The following is a 2,999-nucleotide window of genomic DNA, read 5'->3' as shown; positions in this document are numbered from 1 at the left end:
TCCCGATGCGCACACTTCCCGCACACCAAGAGTTCGGCCAATGGTCGTTGCGTAGGCCGCCCGCATGCTTCGCAGGGAAGTCCGCGTTCCACACCAGTGACCACAAAGCCGGGCGCATCGCAACGCGGACACAGACTGCTCGCCGCCCGGACCAACGACGCGGTGGCGCGCGCGATACTTTGCATTCGCGTGGGATTCAGGTGCGCCCGCATATCGGTTTCGAGCGTGGCGATGCCATCTCGCGCGAGCAACGCCATGACCGCGCTCTCGAGCACGCTCCACTCACGGATCCCCTTCGTGATCGCTACCCCGCTACTGGTGTGCGTGGCACACGCCTTCACCACCAGTGCGTGCGATGGAAAGGTCGCACGCTGCGCAAACGCCGCGACGTCGTCGAGAGAACGCACATCAACGCCGGCAAAGTTCGTCTCCAGCGTGAGGTCCGTTCCGATCACCTCGACGACTCCGTCGTGCGTGGTCAGCATGACGAGTTCGAGGCCGCAGCTCACGAACGGGACGTCAGGGTGCGGACCAAAACTCCCTTCACTGGCCACACCGAAAGCGCCGTGGGGCGCCTCGACCAATGCGGCGAGCGCCTTGGCACGCACCGTGTCCTTGGCATTCCGAAGGCGCGCGATCTCGCCGGTGAATGTGCCGAAGCGATCGGTGTCGAAGTCGCGCAGCACCTCGACGTGCAGGCCAAGCGCAGACTCCAGCAGCGGCGCGATGACCGCCTCCTTGCCGTGTTGTGTACCGAGGATCGCGGTGCGTCCGGAAAAAGCGGTCATCGCTGCTGCGTTAGATGTACTTCTCGCCCCGTGCAACTGCGACATCGGTCACGTACGCGATAAACGAGTAGTTCGCGAAGTAGTGTTGCGACACATGCTCCATGATACGGTCCGCGACGTCCTCGCGCACGATGGTTTCGATGCGCACGTTGCTGCCAGGCAGATCGGTCGCGTGGGCGTGACGCGTCCCTTCGCCACGACCTTCGACGATACTGAACCCCTTGGCGCCAAGGCCACGGAGTTCCGTGACCAGGCGCGTCTCGAGCACCGGTTCAGCGACGATGACGACCATCTTGAGCGGCGTGCTGTTCATGCGACTCCATGCGCCATCAGCGCGAGTTTGTAGTAGATCGGGATGCCAACCAGCACGTTGAAGGGGAAGGTGATGGCGAGGGCGAGCGTGAGATAGTAGGTCGGATTGGCATCGGGCAACGTCATGCGCACCGCCGGCGGCGCGGCGATGTAACTCGCGCTGGCGGCCATGGCGCCAAGCATCGTGGCACCGCCGACCGACAGTCCGGCCAGGCTCCCGAGCCAGGCACCGAGTGCGCCGTGCACGAGCGGCATGATCATCCCGAAGGCCAGCAGAAACGGGCCGACCTTTTTCAGGTCTCCCAGTCGGGAGCCGGCCAACAGGCCCATCTCCAGCATGAAGATGCACAGTGCGCCGCGAAAGATCGCGCCCTTGGTATCGTAGAACGGCTCGATCACCTTCCAATTCTTGTCACCGATCAGGAAGCCCACGATCAATCCACCTACCAGCAACACCATCGTGCGTCCCGTCAGTACTTCGTGCAGCAGCTCGGAGGTGGGCCGCGACTTCTGGCCGCTGCGCATGACACCGATGGCCAGCGCAATGTGAATGCCGGGGCTTTCCAGCAACGTCAGCAGCGTGGGCATGAACCCTTCAGGCTCGGCACCCATTCCCTTCACGAACGTGGACGCCGCGATGAAGGTCACGGCCGAGACCGATCCGTAGTGCGCCGCGATACCCGCGCTGTCCGCCTCACCAAATCGTCCGAGGTAGCGCAGAGTGAGATACGCGCTGATCGGCGTGATACAGCCGATGAGCAACGTGACGCCCGCCGGTCGCGCAATCTCGGTGAACGTCGAGTGGGCCAACTCCGCGCCACCATGCAGCCCCAAACTCCAGAGCAGATAGATCGAGAGACCTTGGTAGATCTCCTTCGGCAGCGAAAACTCACTGCGAATCACCCGTGCGAACACGCCAAGTACGAAGGCGAGCGCGATCGGTGACAGCAGATTGACGCGAAGAATCTCGTTCATGTCAGGTGCCAAGCTCCACTGGGGTGACCTTTCCGGTGTTGAGATCATACACGCCGCCGACCACCAGCAGTTTCCCTTCTTTCACCAACTTGCTGATCACCGTGGAGCCATCGCGCAGAGCCATAGCCTGATTGCGCACGTTCTCGATGATCGCCTTGTCGAGATTGCCATTGGCCACGCGGACTGCAGGCCGAATGTGGTAGTACAGGGCACTGATCTGCCCCGGGACGTCGGTGCCGGCCATGGTCGCCGACACCGCGCCACATGCCGTATGTCCAAGGACGTACAGCACCTTTGCACCGAGCACCGCCGTGCCAAACTCGAGCGACGCGATCTGTTCAGCCACCGCGATGTTCCCGGCGATGCGCGATACGAAGATGTCACCGAACCCCTGATCGAACACGATCTCGATCGGCACGCGCGAATCGGCACATCCGAGGAAGGCGGCGAACGGTGCCTGCTTGGGGGCAATCTCTCGCAAGCGAGCGAAATCGCGGTGGGGAGCGACGGTTCTGTTGTCGACGAAACGGCGGTTGCCTTCGTTCAGAGCAGCGAGCGCCTCGGCCGGTGTGGTGGGCGCTGGCGCGAACACTGCGGCGCGATCGGCCTCGCTGACGTCCGCACCATACAGCGCCTGGGGCAACGCCCCCAATGCGGCGACGCCCGCCACGGTAGCCGTGCCGTTGGCAAGAAAGCGGCGACGCGAGAGGGAAGCGGCGGTCGTGGCGGTCGGGTCAGTGCACATGGAGGCTTCGGAGGAGTGAGGGGCGGTCGATGAGCAGAAAGATCCCTAAAGCCGATGCTATTGGCAAATACATCGGTTCTGCCGATGTTTGCTGAATGACGCGACCCGTACTGCCTCCCGACCTCAACGCCCTCAACTATCAGCACCTTCGCTACTTCTGGACGGTGGCCCATGAAGGG

General features: G+C 63.0%; 4 protein-coding genes. All 4 read right to left on the bottom strand.

What is annotated here, in order from left to right:
* Positions 1-788 (bottom strand): DUF6671 family protein (locus ACESNG_RS15905; RefSeq protein ID WP_373069711.1); only part of this gene is annotated, 788 nt, incomplete at its 3' end.
* Between the two features lie 10 nt (positions 789-798).
* On the bottom strand, positions 799-1,101 hold the full coding sequence (locus ACESNG_RS15900) for a P-II family nitrogen regulator (protein ID WP_373061447.1): 303 nt from the start codon (positions 1,099-1,101) through the stop codon (positions 799-801).
* Positions 1,098-2,075 (bottom strand): sodium-dependent bicarbonate transport family permease, encoded by a 978-nt coding sequence (locus tag ACESNG_RS15895; protein ID WP_373061445.1) that lies wholly within the window; start codon positions 2,073-2,075, stop codon positions 1,098-1,100. The genes ACESNG_RS15900 and ACESNG_RS15895 overlap by 4 nt, the downstream gene beginning before the upstream one ends.
* Position 2,076: 1 nt before the next feature.
* On the bottom strand, positions 2,077-2,820 hold the full coding sequence (locus ACESNG_RS15890) for a carbonic anhydrase (RefSeq protein WP_373069709.1): 744 nt from the start codon (positions 2,818-2,820) through the stop codon (positions 2,077-2,079).
* Positions 2,821-2,999 lie beyond the last annotated feature (179 nt).

This window comes from Gemmatimonas sp., from assembly GCF_041689975.1.
In the GTDB taxonomy this organism is placed as follows: Bacteria; Gemmatimonadota; Gemmatimonadetes; order Gemmatimonadales; family Gemmatimonadaceae; genus Gemmatimonas.
This window is presented reverse-complemented; position numbering and strand designations above follow the sequence as displayed.

Coding starts and splice junctions, on each gene's coding strand:
- ACESNG_RS15900 (WP_373061447.1), bottom strand. CDS start 1,101: ATGAACAGCACGCCGCTCAAGATGGTCGTCATCGTCGCTGAACCGGTG.
- ACESNG_RS15890 (WP_373069709.1), bottom strand. CDS start 2,820: ATGTGCACTGACCCGACCGCCACGACCGCCGCTTCCCTCTCGCGTCGC.
- ACESNG_RS15895 (WP_373061445.1), bottom strand. CDS start 2,075: ATGAACGAGATTCTTCGCGTCAATCTGCTGTCACCGATCGCGCTCGCC.